This is a genomic window from Providencia sp. UF-224, assembly GCF_058245955.1.
This window is the reverse complement of the sequence record NZ_JBSICC010000017.1, coordinates 49,363-65,678: the sequence shown is the minus strand read 5'-3', so window position 1 is coordinate 65,678 and position 16,316 is coordinate 49,363. Positions and strand designations below refer to the sequence as shown.

Sequence of the window (16,316 nt, the reverse complement as noted above, 5' to 3'; positions counted from 1 at the left end):
GCTATTCTACGCTGCTTAACGCAGCAAAGCAATAAGGGCCACTATGCGGATTGTTCATTTTCCACGACCAAACGCTTCGGTGCAAGGCGGCCATCTTCGCTGATCAGGGCAATACCGATAAACCGTTGCTCTTCACCGCAGGTGACACGAACCATACAACCTTCATCAAGGTCTTGAACCGCAGCTCGCACAGGTTGACCCTGCTTGAAATAAGCCGCTGTTTCTTCTGTAATATTCACCGCGGGAAAATGAACAACTGCGGTATCCATCGGTAGCAATAAGGCATCCAGCAAGGATTCAAATGACCCTTCTTCTGCATCCACTTTTGCTCTCAATGCCGCCAATTGTTCTAATGTCACCATGCGTTCATAAGGGTAGTTAGCCACTTGTAACCGACGCAAATAAGTGACATGCGCGCCACAACCTAACATCTCACCTAAATCATCAATGATGGTGCGAATATAGGTTCCTTTCGAACAATGAATCTCTAGCTCTAACTCGTTATTTTCTAAACGAATAAACAGTAATTCATAGACGGTAATTGGGCGTGCATCACGTTCGACAGTAATGCCTTTACGTGCATATTCATACAATGGACGACCTTGATGTTTCAGCGCTGAATACATTGAAGGAACTTGTAATGTATCACCGCGGAAAAATTCTAAGGCATCATCCAGTTTCTGCTGTGTAAACTCTACGTTACGCTCACTGATAATTTCGCCGTGTGAATCCGACGTATCAGTGCGCTGCCCAAGACGAGCAATCACGCGATAACGCTTATCTGAATCGAGTAAAAATTGGGAAAATTTCGTTGCTTCACCAAGGCAAACAGGCAGCATACCTGTCGCGAGCGGGTCTAGAGCCCCCGTGTGCCCAGCCTTGTTAGCATTAAAAAAGCGCCGCACTTTTTGCAGCGCATCATTTGAAGAAATATCCGTGGGTTTATCCAGCAGCACTACGCCGTCAATATTACGGCCGCTACGACGACGCCCCATTATTTTTCCTCTTTGTCACTAACATCCGCACGACGTTTTTCATCATCACGGATCACGTTTGACACTAAATTTGACATCCGCATACCGTCAACAAGGGAATTGTCATATTCAAACGTTAACTCAGGAATAATACGTAAACGCATTGCTTTCCCAATTAACGAGCGAATAAAACCGGCAGCTTCATTTAAGGCTTTAATGCCATCTGCGACCATTTCTTCTTCGCTTTTATCATTAGCGATATTGAAGAAGGTCACAAAGACTTTACCGTATGCAAGGTCGCGAGATAACTCAACGCCTGAAACGGTCGCCATGCCAATACGTGGGTCTTTAATCTCACGTTGTAAGATGATCGCAATTTCTTTTTGCATCTCTTGCCCAACGCGCTGAGAACGACTGAATTCTTTTGCCATCGTTATGTCTCCTGACAATAAAGGGGGCAATCGCCCCCTTATTAACACTATTTTGTAGTCACGATACTTCGTGGGCTCTCACAAAATTAACCGTCGATAGAACGTTTAACTTCAATGATTTCGAAGACTTCGATCATATCACCGACGCGAACGTCGTTGTAGTTCTTAACGCCGATACCACATTCCATACCGTTACGAACTTCATTGACGTCATCTTTAAAGCGACGCAGTGATTCTAACTCACCTTCGTAGATAACGACGTTATCACGCAGGACACGGATTGGGTTGTTACGTTTGATGGTACCTTCAGTAACCATACAACCAGCAACTGCACCGAATTTCGGTGATTTAAACACATCACGAACTTCTGCAAGTCCAATGATTTGTTGTTTATATTCAGGTGCTAACATACCGCTCATCGCTTGTTTGATTTCATCAATCAGGCTATAGATGACCGAGTAGTAACGTAAATCAACGCTTTCGCTGTCAATAACACGACGAGCCGATGCATCTGCACGGACGTTAAAGCCAAGGATAATCGCGTTAGATGCCGCAGCCAGTGTTGCATCCGTTTCGGTGATACCACCAACGCCAGAACCGATGATTTTCACTTTAACTTCATCTGTTGACAGTTTCATCAGAGAGTCAGTGATCGCTTCACAAGTACCTTGGACGTCAGTTTTCAGTACGATATTCAGTTCAGAAACTTTACCTTCTTCCATGTTAGCAAACATGTTTTCCAGTTTAGATTTCTGCTGACGTGCTAATTTAACATCACGGAATTTACCTTGACGATACAGGGCAACTTCACGGGCTTTTTTCTCGTCACGAACAACGGTCGCTTCGTCACCTGCAGAAGGGACGCTAGACAGACCTAAAATCTCAACAGGCATTGATGGACCCGCAGATTGAACCTCTTTGCCCAATTCGTTGCGCATTGCACGAATACGGCCATATTCAAATCCACACAGTACGATGTCGCCTTTGTTCAGCGTACCTTCTTGAACAAGGATAGTTGCCACAGGGCCACGACCTTTGTCTAAGTAAGACTCAACAACCACGCCGCTTGCCATGCCTGTATAAACCGCTTTCAGTTCTAAAACTTCAGCTTGCAGTAACAGTGCATCAAGTAAATCGTCAATACCGGTACCCACTTTCGCAGATACACCGATAAATTGCGTATCACCGCCCCACTCTTCAGAAATAACACCGTACTGAGACAGTTCATTTCTAACACGGTCAATATCCGCTTCTGGTTTATCAATTTTGTTCACAGCAACAACAATCGGCACACCCGCTGCTTTCGCATGCTGGATAGCTTCGATAGTTTGTGGCATTACGCCATCGTCCGCTGCAACAACCAGAACAACGATATCCGTTGCCTGAGCACCACGAGCACGCATCGATGTAAACGCGGCGTGACCTGGGGTGTCAAGGAAGGTAATCATACCTTTGTCAGTTTGAACGTGGTAAGCACCGATGTGCTGAGTAATACCACCCGCTTCACCTGATGCCACTTTCGTTGAACGAATGTAGTCAAGTAAAGAGGTTTTACCGTGGTCAACGTGACCCATGATGGTGACAACAGGTGCACGTGGCTCTTGCGCCGCAGAGCCAGTATCACGGTCATTCATTACCGATTCTTCTAACTCGTTCTCACGACGCAGAATAACTTTATGGCCCATTTCTTCTGCAACTAATTGTGCAGTTTCTTGGTCAATAACTTGGTTGATGGTTGCCATTGCGCCCATCTTCATCATCGTTTTGATGACTTGAGAACCTTTAACCGCCATTTTGTTAGCCAGTTCGCCAACAGTAATGGTTTCACCGATAACCACATCGCGGTTTACGGCAGCGGCTGGTTTAGTAAAGCTTTGCTGTAAAGAACTCCCTTTACGCTGTTTACCTTTTGTACGGCCTGAACGACCTGCTGCACGCTCTTCTTCGCGGTCAGCTTTTTCAGACAGTTTGTTACCTTTTTTCTGACGAGGTGCTTTTGCTGTACGATTACGTGAGCGACGGCCTTCTTCTTTCTCATCACTTTCATCTTCAGCTGCACGAGCGTGCGTAGAAGTGGTTGTGTGATAATCGCTGTCTTCTTCAGTTTTCGTTTCAGCTGTCCATTTTTCGCCGTTTTCTTCAGCCATTTTACGAGCTTCTTCAGCAACGCGGCGCGCTTCTGCTTCAACTTTACGCTGAGTTTCTTCTTCCGCTTTGCGTTTTAATTCCGCAGCTTCGGCGTCACGGCGTTGTTTGTCGGCATTGCTTTCTGGCGCTTTGCCTGCTTTTTGTGGATTTTCGCTTGGTTTCACTTTTTCTCTTTCCGCTACTTCGCGCGTCGCTTTATCTGCTGCTTCACGTTTTGCTTTCTCTTGGGCATCACGTTTTGCCAATTCATCCGCTTCACGTTTTGCAGTTTCTTCTGCTAAACGCTTAGCTTGTGCTTCACGTTGTGCCAGTTCTTCAGCTTCGCGCTGTGCCTGCTCTTCCGCTTCACGCTGCGCCTGTTCTTCCGCTTTAGCTTCTTCAGCATCACGGTTCACATAAGTGCGTTTTTTGCGGACTTCAACATTTACCGATTTGCTTTTGCCACCGGTGACGGGGACGCTCAGCGTACTACGAGTTTTACGCTGTAGCGTCAATTTGCTTGGCTGACCCGCTGCTCCGCCTTGTTCGCGATTTAAGTGGTTCAGTAAAGCTTCTTTTTCTGACTGACTAACAGAGTCATTCTCACCTTTAGTGATCCCTGCTTCAGCAAATTGCTGTACCAGGCGATCAGCGGTGGTTTGAATTTCCGTTGCCAATGATTTTACAGTTTCTGTCATGCCGTTCCTTCCTGCTACAGTGTTTACGCATCATTACCGAACCAGCAAATATTACGTGCGGCCATAATGAGCGTACCTGCTTTCTCATTATCCAGACCTTCGATATCAATCAGGTCGTCGATGCCCTGCTCAGCAAGATCTTCCAGTGTACAGATACCACGAGTTGCCAAATTATAGGCCAGGGTACGATCCATACCTTCAAGATTCAACAACTCTTCTGCTGGCTGATTATCACCGAGGCTCTCTTTTTGAGCCAATTCAATGGTGGTGAGGGCCGCTTTCGCTCTTTCACGTAGAACTTCAACGGTATCTTCATCAAGACCGTCAATTTCCAGAAGTTCATTAATAGGCACGTAAGCCAGTTCTTCTAACGTCGAGAAGCCTTCTTCTACAAGTGTAGTGGCGAACTCTTCATCAATATCAAGATGCTTGGTGAATGTTTCAATAGAAGCGTGCGCTTCTGCCTGATGTTTTGCATGCAGCTCTTCTGCGGTCATGACATTCAGTTCCCATTTGTCATCACCACGGTGTATTTTCAGCAACTGAGCGGCTAAACGTACGTTTTGTCCGTTACGCCCGATTGCTTGAGCTAAGTTGCTGCTTTCAACGGCAACATCCATCGTGCAATTGTCTTCATCGACCACGATAGATGCAACATCAGCCGGAGCCATTGCATTAATAACGAATTGAGCCGGGTTATCATCCCATAACACAATATCAATTCTCTCGCCGCCTAATTCGCTCGAAACGGCTTGAACTCGCGCACCACGCATACCAACACAAGCACCCACTGGGTCAATACGCTTATCGTTGGTTTTTACTGCGATTTTGGCACGGGAACCTGGGTCACGGGCAGCAGCTTTGATTTCAATAATTTCTTCGCCAATTTCTGGCACTTCAATGCGGAATAATTCAACCAGCATTTCCGGGCGAGAACGCGTAACGAAAAGTTGTGCGCCACGAGCTTCAGGACGTACATCATACAGGACTCCGCGAATGCGGTCACCTGGACGGAAGTTTTCGCGTGGCAACATATCTTCACGCAGAATAACCGCTTCCGCATTGTTACCTAAGTCTAACGTGATGTTTTCGCGGTTAACTTTCTTCACTTGAGCAGTGATAATTTCACCTTGGTGCTCACGGAATTGGTCAACAACCATCGCACGTTCTGCTTCACGTACTTTTTGCACGATAACTTGTTTTGCTGTTTGTGTTGTAATACGGTCAAACACAACAGATTCAATTTGATCTTCAACATAACCGCCTAATTGCAGTTCTGGATCTTCAAATTGTGCTGCTTCAAGCGTGATTTCACGCGTTGGCATTGTCACTTCGTCGACAATTAACCAACGGCGGAACGTATCGAAATCACCTGATTTGCGGTCAATTTCAACACGTACATCAATTTCTTGCTCGTATTTCTTTTTGGTCGCCGTCGCTAATGCAGTTTCCAGAGCCTCGAAGATTTTTTCACGAGGGAGGGATTTTTCGTTAGAAACCGCTTCTACAACAGCCAGAATTTCTTTATTCATCCTAGTTGCCTCATTGAACTTTATTAAAAGTGGGGTACCAAGTTAGCTTTCTGGATGTTGCCGAGGGCGAACACCTCATCCTTACCATCTACAGTAACCGTAATCATTTCACCGTCTACGGACTTGATAATACCTTGCCATCTACGGCGGTTCTGCATCGCTATACGTAAAGTCAGAGCCACCTCTTCACCCATAAAGCGCTCATAGTGAGCAACGGTGAATAAAGGACGTTCAAGCCCTGGTGACGATATTTCCAGGTTATAAATCACGGAGATTGGATCTTCGACGTCCAATACTGCGCTCACCTGATGGCTGACATCAGCACAATCATCAACAGTGATGCCTTCTTCACTATCGATGAAGACACGCAGTGTCGATGTGCGACCACGGATAAACTCTAAGCCAACGAATTCAAAGCCTAGCGCCTCCACCGGTGCTGAAATCATCTCTGTTAATTTCTGTTCTAATGTGGACAAGCCCACCCCCAGACATAAAAAAAGGGCATATAGCCCAGTTAATTCGATTGTCAAATAACAAAAAACCCCGAAATTCGGGGCTTTTGTAACTGGACCCTGTAGTGCACGGGTTCACCATGTTCTTATTATACCTGTAAAGTCTAGAGAAATCGATGAGAAATTTTGAGAGCTAGGTTTGATAATAAACCTGATTACTGCATCGGATAACTGCTATTGACTACGATAATGACAAGGTATGTAAATAAGAAATGGTTGCGGGAGCTGGATTTGAACCAACGACCTTCGGGTTATGAGCCCGACGAGCTACCAAGCTGCTCCATCCCGCGTTCGAAAACGTGACATATTCTACACAGATAACCTGTAAATCACAAGCCATCTAAAATAATGGTGCCGAGGACGGGACTTGAACCCGTACGCCCGTTTTGTAGGCACTACCACCTCAAGGTAGCGTGTATACCAATTTCACCACCTCGGCACTGAGGCGAGGTTATCAATGTAATATCAATAACCTCAAATTTTTAACTTCTCACTCATTTCTGAGCTTACTGCTTAATGATGGCATAACTGCCTTCATTCGGAATCTCTAACACTTAACGAGGAATGTCGCTCGTTGGTGTAGCTGGTGCTGCCGGAACGTCTGTTGGTTGCTCGACTTTAGTAGGTTCACTAATGTTTTCCCACTTACTACCACTACCAGTTCCATACTTATTTGCAGTCATATTGCCAAGTATTAAACTGATGATGAAAAACACCGCAGCCAAGATCCCAGTCATACGGGTCATGAAGTTACCTGAACCCGATGAACCAAACAGTGTTGCAGAAGCGCCCGCACCGAATGATGCACCCATGTCAGCACCTTTACCTTGCTGTAACATAATCAGACTAATCAGGCTGATAGCTGCTATCAAGAGGATAATTAAAAGAGCTACGTACATTTGAGTTACCTATTCAGTTGCGGTGCATAGCGTTTGCTATGACCTCTATTACTGCACACCTACTCATTCACTGCGATAAAGGGAAGCCCTTACAGGATTGAGCAGGTGCGAATACTAACCAAAGCTGAGCCGACAAGCAAGTCTATTTTGAGCCTCACTTGTCTATTTGCAGAAAAAAACAACAAATGTTCGAAATATTGGCCCAGCTTTTACTTAACAGCAATTAACCCGCTGCTTTTACCGCGTCAGCAATGCGATTTGCCATCGCCGTTACGTCAGCTTCATTTTCGCCTTCAACCATGACACGGATTAACGGCTCAGTTCCTGATTTTCTCAGTAATACGCGGCCTTTACCTGCCAATTGTTTTTCAACTTCTTCATTAGCTGCAACCACCGCATCACTTTGCAGAGGGTCATGCTTACCTTTAAAGCGTACATTGACTAGCACCTGTGGCAGTAATTTCATGCCGCTACATAAGTCATGAAGGCTCATGTGGTTACGAACCATTGCGCTTAACACTTGTAAGCCTGCAACAATCCCATCACCTGTGGTCGTTTTATCCAGCAAAATCACGTGGCCTGAATTTTCAGCCCCCATGCGCCAGCTTTTTTCCTGTAATTTTTCCAGTACATAGCGGTCACCCACTTTTGCACGTTCAAATGGGATCCCAAGCTGTTTCAGGGCGATTTCTAACCCCATATTGCTCATCAGCGTACCAACAACGCCGCCTTTTAATTGGCCTTGGCGCAGCGCTTCACGGGCAATAATATACAGAATTTGGTCGCCATCGACTTTTTCGCCAAGATGGTCAACCATGATGATACGGTCACCGTCACCATCAAACGCTAAGCCAACATGGGCTTTTTCTTCTAATACTTTTTGTTGTAACTGACGAACGTCTGTTGCGCCACATTCTTCGTTGATGTTGATACCGTTAGGATCGCAACCAATCGTGATAACTTCAGCACCTAGCTCACGAAATACGTTCGGGGCAATGTGGTAAGTTGCACCATTGGCGCAGTCGATAACAATTTTCAAGCTAGAGAGGCTTTGTTCGTTCGGGAATGTGCCTTTACAGAATTCGATATAACGCCCTGCCGCATCCACGATACGGTTTGCGCGGCCTAACTCTGCGGATTCAACGCAGGTAATTGGCTTTTCCATTTCGGCTTCGATTGCTTCTTCCACTTCATCTGGCAGTTTTGTGCCATCAATAGAGAAAAATTTGATGCCGTTGTCGTAGTAAGGGTTATGGGAAGCCGAAATGACGATGCCCGCTTCAGCACGGAAGGTACGAGTCAAATAAGCCACCGCAGGGGTTGGCATTGGGCCCGTAAAAGAGGCTGATAAACCTGCCGCAGCTAAGCCTGCTTCCAAGGAAGATTCCAACATATAGCCAGAAATACGCGTATCTTTACCGATGATAATCTTACGTGAACCGTGGCGAGCCAGCACTTTACCAGCCGCCCAACCTAATTTTAAAACAAAATCAGGGGTAATTGGGCTATCACCCACTTTGCCACGAATACCATCAGTACCAAAATATTTACGAGAGCTCATACGCTTATTTTTCCTTTTCTGACAGAGTCATCTGCACCACTTGCATCGCTTGTACGGTTTCTTTCACATCATGGACGCGAATGATATGAGCGCCTTGCATTGCTGCAATCACTGCACAAGAGAGGCTACCCGCGAGGCGTTCTTGCGGTGGAACATTCAATAATTGTCCAATCATAGATTTACGTGACATCCCTGCCAATAGCGGTAGTCCGAAATTATGAAATTGTTCTAAGTTTGCCAATAATTGGTAATTATGCGACAAGTTCTTACCAAATCCAAAGCCTGGATCAAGGATTATTTGCTGCCGCTCAATACCCGCAGCCACACAACGGGTAATTTCGCCTTCAAGATAGGTTTGAACTTCGCGCACCACATTTTCATAATCTGGCGCTTCTTGCATGGTTCTTGGCTGGCCTTGCATGTGCATAATGCACACAGGCAAGCCCGTTTGCGCGGCCACGCTTAACGCGTCGGGTTCATGGAGTGAACGAATATCATTGATGATATGCATACCGGCTTTCGCCGCTTCGGCCATCACCTGCGCTTTTGAAGTATCAACAGAAATCCACACATCAAACCGCTTAGCAATGGCTTCCACGACAGGCACAACACGGTCTAGCTCTTCACTCACTGAAACCTCAGCAGCACCAGGACGTGTTGATTCACCACCGATATCGATAATCGTCGCGCCTTCTTGCACCATCTTAGCGACATGCTCTAACGCATCATGATAACGATTATGAGTGCCACCATCTGAAAATGAATCAGGAGTGACATTCAAAATCCCCATCACTTGTGGGGTAGATAAGTCAAGGAGGCGGCCTCTGGCTTTGATATGCATATTTATTTTTCCTTAACGAAAAAAACCCCAGCGAACTGGGGCTTTATGATTTATTTTAACGACAGCTTATTGCGGCTTGTTATCGTTATTATCCGATGGATTAGATTCATCAGAGTTATTGCTTGGCTCTTCAGCACTGTTCTGAGGTTCTTCAGGTTGAGGTTTTTCAGCTGTTTTCTCAACATTTGATGGACCTTTACCAAATGTTCCTGTCACATTGCTGACTTTTTTGTCCTCATCCCAACCCGCAGGTTCACGCACTGGACGACGATTCATTAAATCATCAATCATTGGCATATCGATAGTTTCATATTTCAGCAATGCATCTTTCGTTGCATGCAGAATATCGATATTGTCTTCCAGCGTTTTGTAAGCCAGTTGGTAACAGTGGTCTAAGATTTTCTTGATTTCTTCATCAACGATGCGTGCTGTTTCATCAGAAATCCCAGAACCATTACCGGAAGAACGACCTAAGAATGCAGGACCTTCTTCTTTCGAGTATTGCATTGGGCCTAAACGGTCTGAAAAGCCCCACTGTGTCACCATGTTACGTGCTGTATTGGTTGCAAACTGAATATCGGAAGAAGCACCTGTAGTGACTTTTTCACGACCATAAATCAGTTCTTCGGCAATACGACCTGCATATGCCGTTGCAATCATACCTTCGAGTTTCAAGCGGCTACGACTCACTTCATCACCTTCTGGTAAGAAGAACGCCACACCCAATGCTTGACCACGAGGAACGATGGTAACTTTGTGAACAGGGTCATGCTCTGGCATTAAGTGACCGATAATCATGTGGCCACCTTCGTGGTAAGCCGTTGATTCTTTTTGCTCTTCGGTCATCATCAGAGAACGACGCTCTGCACCCATCCAAATTTTGTCACGCGCTTTTTCAAATTCAACCATGGAAACGACACGCATATTTGCGCGAGCAGCAAACAGTGCAGCTTCGTTAACCAAGTTTGCTAATTCAGCACCTGAGAAACCAGGTGTTGCACGAGCAAGAATGAATGTGTCTACGCTTGGGTCGATAGGCACACGACGCATATGCACTTTCAGGATTTGTTCACGGCCACGTACGTCTGGTAAACCAACGACGACCTGACGGTCAAAACGGCCTGGACGTAATAACGCAGGGTCAAGAACGTCTGCACGGTTGGTTGCCGCGATAACAATAATCCCTTCGTTGCCTTCGAAACCGTCCATCTCAACCAGCATCTGGTTCAGGGTTTGCTCACGTTCATCGTGACCACCACCTAAACCGGCACCACGTTGGCGACCCACGGCATCGATTTCATCGATAAATATGATACAAGGCGCTGCTTTTTTCGCTTGTTCGAACATATCACGAACACGCGAAGCACCCACACCCACAAACATTTCGACGAAGTCGGAACCCGAAATGGTGAAGAATGGCACTTTAGCTTCGCCTGCGATAGCTTTCGCAAGTAAGGTTTTACCCGTACCTGGAGGGCCTACCATCAGGACGCCTTTAGGAATTTTACCGCCAAGTTTTTGGAAGCGAGCCGGTTCGCGCAGGAACTCAACAATCTCACCTACTTCTTCTTTGGCTTCGTCACACCCAGCAACGTCTGCAAATGTTGTTTTGATCTGATCTTCTGTCAGCATGCGGGCTTTACTTTTGCCGAATGACATTGCCCCTTTGCCGCCGCCGCCTTGCATTTGGCGCATAAAGAAAATCCAGACACCAATCAACAGAAGCATTGGGAACCAGGAAATGAAAATAGATGTCAGTAAGCTAGGTTCTTCTGGTGGTTCACCAACGACAGTTACATGCTTGTTCAGCATGGTGTCTAACAACTTCTCGTCCTGCATAGGAAGATAAGTTGTATAGCGGCTATTATCAGCCTTTCTGACGTTCAATTCACGACCTGTGATACGAACTTCACGTACCTGATCCTGGGCTAACTCATTGATAAACGTTGAATAATCAACTCTGCGACTATTCGAATCGCTTGGGCCAAAACTCTGGAACAAGGACATCAGAACAACTGCGATGACTAACCAGAGAATCAGGTTTTTCGCCATGTCACTCAAGGGATTAACCTCATATTACAACTGTGTTAACAAATAACGCTCAGGGTACTATAGTTTTAGTCCTGTCGCTACAATGTATACTTCACGCGATCGAGCCCGCGAAGATTCAGGTTTACGAACTTTTACTTTCGTAAACAGGGAACGGATATCCCTAAGGTAGTCGTCAAAGCCTTCTCCCTGAAACACTTTAACAATGAAACTTCCTCCAGGTGCCAATACTGCACGGCACATATCCAATGCTAATTCAACCAGATACATAGAGCGAGGTATATCAACAGCCGGTGTCCCACTCATATTTGGCGCCATGTCAGACATGACCACCTGTACTTTTTTGTCGCCTACTCGTTCTAGCAAAGCGGCGAGCACTGCTTCGTCACGAAAATCCCCTTGCAGGAAATCAACGCCAACGATTGGGTCCATCGGTAATAAGTCACATGCAATCACTCGACCATTATGACCTATTTGACTAACAACGTATTGTGACCAGCCCCCCGGGGCGGCACCTAAATCAACAACGGTCATACCTGGTTTAAAAATTTTATCACCTTGCTGGATTTCCTCCAGTTTAAACCATGCACGTGAGCGTAACCCTTTCTTTTGTGCTTGCTGAACATATTTATCACTAAAATGTTCTTGCAACCAGCGACTTGAGCTTGCCGAACGTTTTTTATTGGCCATTGTGCTTTCCAACTATACTAAAAGATCTACAACGATATTGCTGCTTCTTTACCATCGAACAGATATAATTGATGGTGATAGATATCAGATGGCGGTAGAATAAGCCATTTTCAATACTAACCAAGCAAAAAATCGATGAATCTTAATAAAAAACAAATTCAGCACCTAAAAAGTCTCGCTCACCACTTAAACCCTGTTGTTATGATTGGCAACAACGGCTTAACCGAAGGTGTCTTAGCCGAGATTGAACTTTCATTAGCCCATCATGAGCTTATCAAAGTCAAAATCGCAGGCGAAGATCGTGATACCAAAAATTTGATCGCTGATGCGATTGTTCGCGAAACTGGTGCAGTAAATGTACAAATTATTGGTAAAATTCTTGTCATCTATCGCCCGTCGGCAGATCGCAAAATCATTTTACCTAAATAATAACCCATCATTTATATAAAAATGCCATTGAAAGCACGTTTTATATGAAGAAAAAGGCCGCCTGCGGCCTTTTTCTTTAAATCAGGGAAATAATATAGCTAATTCAGGGAAATAGGAATCAGATATACTCAACTTTAAGAATTTCGAACTCGACATCTCCGCCTGGGGTTTTGATTGAGACCGCATCATCGACCTCTTTCCCAATCAAACCGCGCGCTATCGGCGAGTTAACAGAAATTAAATTCACTTTAATATCCGCTTCGTCATCACCCACAATACGATACGTCAGCTCTTCATCAGTATCAACATTCAATACCGTTACTGTTGCACCGAAAATCACGCGACCATTGTTGACCATTTTGGTCACATCAATAACTTGTGCGTGTGAAAGTTTCCCTTCGATTTCTTGAATACGGCCTTCACAAAAACCTTGCTGCTCACGAGCTGCATGATATTCCGCATTTTCTTTTAAATCACCGTGTTCACGCGCTTCGGCAATGGACGCAATGATTTCTGGGCGGCGGACAGATTTCAGGAACTCAAGTTCCTCTCTTAGTTTGTCCGCACCAAATACCGTCATCGGGATCTGTTTCATTAATAAATACCTCGGTTTCAATCCTATCTAAAAACAAGTATCTTCCTGATTTTGTAACAACAGTACACCGAACACCTCTGAAAATCAGGGGGGCTCTAAGTAAATAACTCAATCAGACTCATGTACTCATTTATCTTATCATAATGTACGTTATTTTAACTGAGACTTAATAACGGGTCATCGTTTACTTTATAAGGCATTACACTTTAGTATGTGCAGTATGTCCACTTTAATGCGTGAAATCTATGTCATTACTTAACTTAACCAGAAAATGGATACTCACTTTTGGGATTACCTTAGCCAGTAGCCAAGTTTTTGCTATCCCTATTGATGAGTACAAGCAACACTTGCCAGACGGCACTAACCTCGCTCTGGTCGCGCAGAAAGTGGGAAGTAATACCCCATTGATTGACTATAATGCACAACAAATGGCGCTCCCTGCAAGTACACAAAAAGTCGTTACTGCTCTCGCCGCGTTGCTGCAACTAGGGCCAGACTACCGTTTTGTCACCAATTTCGAAACCAGCGCCAAACTGAATAATAATACGCTATCGGGGGATTTAGTGATTCGCTTTAGTGGCGACCCAACCCTCACCCGCCAACAAATTCGTAATATGGCAAATGCGCTGAAGCAAATTGGTATCCACAAGGTCGAGGGTGACTTAATTGTCGATATTTCTGCCTTCGCCAGCCACGATAAAGCGCCAGGTTGGGTGTGGAATGATATGACCCAGTGCTTTAGTGCCCCGCCAGCCGCTGCAATCATTGACCGAAATTGCTTTTCAGTTTCGCTTTATCCAGCCGAACGCGCTGGGGATATGGCGTTCATCAAAACCGCCAATTTTTACCCTGTGAATATGTTCAGCGAAGTTAAAACACTCGCGAAGGGCTCGCCAGAAGCACGTTACTGTGAATTAGACGTCGTGCCTGGGGAATTAAACCGCTATACCTTAACAGGCTGCTTGACCCAGCGCAGTGAACCGCTTCCACTCGCTTTTGCAGTGCAAAATGGGGCGAGCTACTCAGGGGCGATTGTCAAAAATGAATTAAAAACTGCTGGCATTGAGCTCACTGGCAATGTCAAAAAACGCACACAGCCAACCGCACAATCACAAGTGTTGGTTAAAACAGAATCTAAACCACTCCATGACTTACTTAAAGTGATGCTGAAAAAATCCGACAACATGATTGCTGATACTGTTTTTCGGACAATTGGTCGTGAATATTATGGCGTTCCGGGAACTTGGCGATCAGGATCCGATGCTGTCCGGCAAGTGCTGAAACAAAAAGCGGGGATCGATCTTGGTAATACCGTAATGGTGGATGGATCTGGGCTTTCGCGCCACAACTTGATCACGCCAGCAACGATGATGGAGATCCTCCAGTTTATTGCCAAAAATGATCAACAGCTTGATTTCATTTCCATGCTCCCTCTCGCAGGTCACGATGGCACATTGCGCTACCGCGGTGGCTTCGACGAAGCGGGTGTAAATGGGAAAGTTTCAGCAAAAACAGGGGCATTGCAAGGGGTATATAACCTCGCCGGCTTTATTACCACCGCGAGCGGGCAACGCGTTGCATTCGTGCAGTTTATCTCTGCTTATGCGGTTCCACAAAGCCAACAACGTAGCCGCAGAGTACCCTTAGTTCGTTTCGAAAGTCGGTTATATAAAGACCTGTATAAAAACAACTAATTGCTAAGTTTCATTCATTAAAAAAGGCGCTTTTGCGCCTTTTTGTATTTCTAAGATAAATTATTTTTGGTAAATGATTTCGACACCTTCGTCGTCATCTTCATCCCAATCATCATCCCAGTCATCATCAACATCTTCAGCGCCAGAAAGTTGCTCTTTGTGGTAATCATCCCACATGAATTCAACTTTCTCTGGTTGCTGCACATCTTCAGTCGTTGCCATATCACGTGGTTGAGTATTCATAAACTCCATGATATCCCAGCACAGTGCTTTCACACCTTCATGGTTAACTGCTGAAATCATATAGAATTTATCTTCCCAGCCCATTGCTTTGGCAATCTCAGCTGCACGTGCCGCAGATTCTTCTTCGCCTAAGATATCAATCTTGTTGAAGACTAACCAACGTGGTTTCGCTGCCAATTTTTCACTGTATTTTTCTAATTCGCTGACAATGATCTTCGCATTTTCAACAGGATCAGATTCATCGATCGGGCAAATGTCGATCAGGTGCAGCAAGACGCGGCAACGTTCTAAGTGTTTCAGGAATTGGATCCCAAGACCTGCACCTTCCGCAGCCCCTTCGATCAACCCCGGGATATCCGCCACAACGAAGCTTTGCTCGTTGTCCATACGCACCACACCTAAGCTTGGCACTAATGTGGTAAACGGATAGTCTGCCACTTTGGGTTTTGCCGCAGAAACAGAACGAATGAAGGTGGATTTACCTGCATTAGGCATTCCCAACATCCCAACATCTGCTAACAGCATCAATTCTAACAGTATTTCGCGTGTCTCACCTTTCGTACCCATGGTACGTTGGCGCGGAGCACGGTTTACTGATGATTTAAAACGGGTATTTCCGAGGCCATGGAAACCGCCCTTAGCGACCATGTGGCGCTGTTCATGACGCGTCATGTCACAAAGTACTTCGTTAGTGCCAAGATCGCGTACACGCGTTCCTATCGGCACTTTAACCGTGATATCTTGACCACGTTTACCTGTACATTCACGGCTTTGGCCATTTTGACCACGTTCTGCACGGAATGATTTTTCAAAGCGGTAATCGATTAACGTGTTGAGGTTTTCGTCTGCTTGTAAGTAAACGTCCCCACCATCGCCACCGTCACCACCGTCAGGTCCCCCTTTCGGGATGTATTTTTCACGGCGGAAGCTGACACAACCATTGCCACCATCTCCTGCCACGACCAATATTTTGGCTTCATCTACAAATTTCATAATTCTCTCTCCGCTTCTGAGCCGCATAACGCTGGATGGCTGTTCTAC

At 45.5% G+C, this 16,316-nt stretch carries 14 protein-coding genes and 2 tRNA genes; 2 read left to right on the top strand and 14 right to left on the bottom strand.

The genetic code is table 11. The annotated features are described in order from the left end of the window. Window positions 1–41: 41 nt before the first annotated feature. From truB to rlmE, 12 genes are all read right to left on the bottom strand, one after another. Complete coding sequence (gene truB, locus AC4IFO_RS15690) at window positions 42–995, bottom strand: tRNA pseudouridine(55) synthase TruB (protein WP_490735729.1); 954 nt, start codon at window positions 993–995, stop codon at window positions 42–44. After that, a complete protein-coding gene (rbfA, locus tag AC4IFO_RS15685) occupies window positions 995–1,405 on the bottom strand; it encodes a 30S ribosome-binding factor RbfA (RefSeq protein ID WP_219244876.1) in 411 nt (136 codons plus the stop codon). The genes truB and rbfA overlap by 1 nt, the downstream gene beginning before the upstream one ends. An 86-nt stretch (window positions 1,406–1,491) precedes the next feature. Then, entirely contained in the window at window positions 1,492–4,230 is a 2,739-nt protein-coding gene (gene infB, locus AC4IFO_RS15680; protein WP_490735727.1) for a translation initiation factor IF-2, read from the bottom strand. 23 nt (window positions 4,231–4,253) lie between these two features. Beyond that, entirely contained in the window at window positions 4,254–5,762 is a 1,509-nt protein-coding gene (gene nusA / locus AC4IFO_RS15675; protein ID WP_273803440.1) for a transcription termination factor NusA, read from the bottom strand. 23 nt (window positions 5,763–5,785) lie between these two features. After that, window positions 5,786–6,238 (bottom strand): ribosome maturation factor RimP, encoded by a 453-nt coding sequence (rimP, locus tag AC4IFO_RS15670; RefSeq protein WP_219244879.1) that lies wholly within the window; start codon window positions 6,236–6,238, stop codon window positions 5,786–5,788. Between the two features lie 249 nt (window positions 6,239–6,487). Next, window positions 6,488–6,564, bottom strand: a tRNA-Met gene (locus tag AC4IFO_RS15665). 59 nt (window positions 6,565–6,623) lie between these two features. Next, window positions 6,624–6,713 (bottom strand) — tRNA-Leu (locus AC4IFO_RS15660). 115 nt (window positions 6,714–6,828) lie between these two features. Next, a complete protein-coding gene (gene secG, locus AC4IFO_RS15655; RefSeq protein ID WP_047755886.1) occupies window positions 6,829–7,173 on the bottom strand; it encodes a preprotein translocase subunit SecG in 345 nt (114 codons plus the stop codon). Between the two features lie 223 nt (window positions 7,174–7,396). Continuing rightward, window positions 7,397–8,734: a phosphoglucosamine mutase gene (gene glmM, locus AC4IFO_RS15650; protein ID WP_353244069.1), complete on the bottom strand. Its 1,338-nt coding sequence runs from the start codon at window positions 8,732–8,734 to the stop codon at window positions 7,397–7,399. Window positions 8,735–8,738: 4 nt separating this feature from the next. After that, window positions 8,739–9,575 carry a dihydropteroate synthase gene (gene folP / locus AC4IFO_RS15645; RefSeq protein WP_490735723.1) on the bottom strand — a complete coding sequence of 279 codons (837 nt, stop codon included), beginning with the start codon at window positions 9,573–9,575 and terminating at the stop codon, window positions 8,739–8,741. A gap of 66 nt (window positions 9,576–9,641) precedes the next feature. Further along, on the bottom strand, window positions 9,642–11,627 hold the full coding sequence (ftsH, locus tag AC4IFO_RS15640) for an ATP-dependent zinc metalloprotease FtsH (protein WP_490735766.1): 1,986 nt from the start codon (window positions 11,625–11,627) through the stop codon (window positions 9,642–9,644). 57 nt (window positions 11,628–11,684) lie between these two features. Then, on the bottom strand, window positions 11,685–12,314 hold the full coding sequence (gene rlmE, locus AC4IFO_RS15635) for a 23S rRNA (uridine(2552)-2'-O)-methyltransferase RlmE (RefSeq protein ID WP_004905912.1): 630 nt from the start codon (window positions 12,312–12,314) through the stop codon (window positions 11,685–11,687). 135 nt (window positions 12,315–12,449) lie between these two features. On the opposite strand from rlmE, the gene yhbY reads away from it, so the two are divergent. Beyond that, window positions 12,450–12,743, top strand: a complete 294-nt coding sequence (yhbY, locus tag AC4IFO_RS15630) for a ribosome assembly RNA-binding protein YhbY (RefSeq protein ID WP_004905914.1) — start codon at window positions 12,450–12,452, stop codon at window positions 12,741–12,743. A 118-nt stretch (window positions 12,744–12,861) separates the two neighbouring features. Here the strand turns inward: yhbY and greA are convergent, their stop codons facing one another. Next, window positions 12,862–13,338, bottom strand: coding sequence for a transcription elongation factor GreA (gene greA / locus AC4IFO_RS15625; RefSeq protein ID WP_219244883.1), 477 nt, complete (start codon window positions 13,336–13,338; stop codon window positions 12,862–12,864). A gap of 245 nt (window positions 13,339–13,583) precedes the next feature. Between greA and dacB the strand changes: the two genes are divergently transcribed. Beyond that, window positions 13,584–15,032, top strand: coding sequence for a serine-type D-Ala-D-Ala carboxypeptidase (dacB, locus tag AC4IFO_RS15620; RefSeq protein WP_490735720.1), 1,449 nt, complete (start codon window positions 13,584–13,586; stop codon window positions 15,030–15,032). A gap of 60 nt (window positions 15,033–15,092) precedes the next feature. On the opposite strand, the gene cgtA is transcribed toward dacB, so the two are convergent. After that, window positions 15,093–16,268 (bottom strand): Obg family GTPase CgtA, encoded by a 1,176-nt coding sequence (gene cgtA / locus AC4IFO_RS15615; protein WP_490735718.1) that lies wholly within the window; start codon window positions 16,266–16,268, stop codon window positions 15,093–15,095. Window positions 16,269–16,316: the final 48 nt, after the last annotated feature.

What these genes read in the sequence shown, in the direction of transcription:
- truB (WP_490735729.1), bottom strand. Translation starts at nt 995, where the DNA reads ATGGGGCGTCGTCGTAGCGGCCGTAATATTGACGGCGTAGTGCTGCTG.
- rbfA (WP_219244876.1), bottom strand. Translation starts at nt 1,405, where the DNA reads ATGGCAAAAGAATTCAGTCGTTCTCAGCGCGTTGGGCAAGAGATGCAA.
- infB (WP_490735727.1), bottom strand. Translation starts at nt 4,230, where the DNA reads ATGACAGAAACTGTAAAATCATTGGCAACGGAAATTCAAACCACCGCT.
- nusA (WP_273803440.1), bottom strand. Translation starts at nt 5,762, where the DNA reads ATGAATAAAGAAATTCTGGCTGTTGTAGAAGCGGTTTCTAACGAAAAA.
- secG (WP_047755886.1), bottom strand. Translation starts at nt 7,173, where the DNA reads ATGTACGTAGCTCTTTTAATTATCCTCTTGATAGCAGCTATCAGCCTG.
- glmM (WP_353244069.1), bottom strand. Translation starts at nt 8,734, where the DNA reads ATGAGCTCTCGTAAATATTTTGGTACTGATGGTATTCGTGGCAAAGTG.
- folP (WP_490735723.1), bottom strand. Translation starts at nt 9,575, where the DNA reads ATGCATATCAAAGCCAGAGGCCGCCTCCTTGACTTATCTACCCCACAA.
- ftsH (WP_490735766.1), bottom strand. Translation starts at nt 11,627, where the DNA reads ATGGCGAAAAACCTGATTCTCTGGTTAGTCATCGCAGTTGTTCTGATG.
- rlmE (WP_004905912.1), bottom strand. Translation starts at nt 12,314, where the DNA reads ATGGCCAATAAAAAACGTTCGGCAAGCTCAAGTCGCTGGTTGCAAGAA.
- yhbY (WP_004905914.1), top strand. Translation starts at nt 12,450, where the DNA reads ATGAATCTTAATAAAAAACAAATTCAGCACCTAAAAAGTCTCGCTCAC.
- greA (WP_219244883.1), bottom strand. Translation starts at nt 13,338, where the DNA reads ATGAAACAGATCCCGATGACGGTATTTGGTGCGGACAAACTAAGAGAG.
- dacB (WP_490735720.1), top strand. Translation starts at nt 13,584, where the DNA reads ATGTCATTACTTAACTTAACCAGAAAATGGATACTCACTTTTGGGATT.
- cgtA (WP_490735718.1), bottom strand. Translation starts at nt 16,268, where the DNA reads ATGAAATTTGTAGATGAAGCCAAAATATTGGTCGTGGCAGGAGATGGT.